1 protein-coding gene is annotated in these 1,008 nt (G+C 52.6%); it reads left to right on the top strand.

Annotated features, from left to right (window positions below):
* Positions 1-73: 73 nt before the first annotated feature.
* Positions 74-922, top strand: a complete 849-nt coding sequence (locus tag ACR0ID_RS20390) for an ankyrin repeat domain-containing protein (protein WP_480474877.1) — start codon at positions 74-76, stop codon at positions 920-922.
* The last annotated feature ends 86 nt before the right edge of the window (positions 923-1,008 follow it).

Genomic DNA, 1,008 nt, shown 5'->3' on the forward strand with positions numbered 1-1,008 from the left:
GCCACTCTTTGCAAGAAATGAAATTGACGACTAGTTGTGGTATTAAGGCTCCCACAACCGGGGGGATGCCGCAATGAACAGAACTTGGAAAACATTTCTCGCGGGGGTGGCTGCGCTATGCGCCACCATGTCGACAAGTTCCGCTGAAATGATCCACTTGATGGCTCGAAAAGGCGATGTCGCAAAAGTTATGTCAGAAATCGAAAAAGGAGTGCCGGTGGATCTGCCGAGCACCACAGGCGCTCGTTTTGAAGGTTCGTCACCACTCGTAGTAGCATCTCGGTTCGGTCGTACGGACGTGGTCGCGGCCCTGTTGGAGGCTGGGGCCGACCCAAACTACTCTCTTCCCAATGCTGAGTACGAAAAAACTTTTGCATACCCAATCCATGTTGCGTCAAGCAACGGACACACAGAAGTTGTTCGATTGCTTTTGGAAGCCGGTGCTGATCCAACTGTCGTGGATCCTTGGCTTGGGACAGCACTGCATTTCGCCTCGTTGCGTGGGCACGACGAAATCGTGACCATCCTATTGGATGCTGGCGTACCTACAAGTGCAAGTATCCCTAGTGTGAAGCACTTGATTGGTAATGCCGATAGGGGCCGAGGAGAAACTCTGGCAGGTGCCTGCAAAGCCTGTCACAGCCTGGAGAACAATGGGCAAGTTCAAGCCAATGAAGGTCCGCCACTTTGGGGAGTTCTCGGGCGCACCATTGGCTCGTACGATGGCTACGAGTACTCGACGGCTTTCTCAGCGACTTCAGGTGTCTGGGACTACGACAATCTCAACTCGTTTCTTGGGCGTCCACGAGAATACATTCCGGGAACAAAGATGGACTTAGATGGAGTTTGGGTTGATCAGGATCGCGCAGACTTGATTTCTTACCTCCGGACACTCGATGAAAACCCGGTCGCATTGCCTTAACAACCAATCGAAATTGAGCGTAGGATACGTGTTGGTGAGGTCAGAAGCAGCCATCAGAAAGAGCTCGTTGGGCGTCTGCTTTGCGG

The sequence above is a fragment of the Ruegeria sp. AL2 genome (assembly GCF_056540845.1).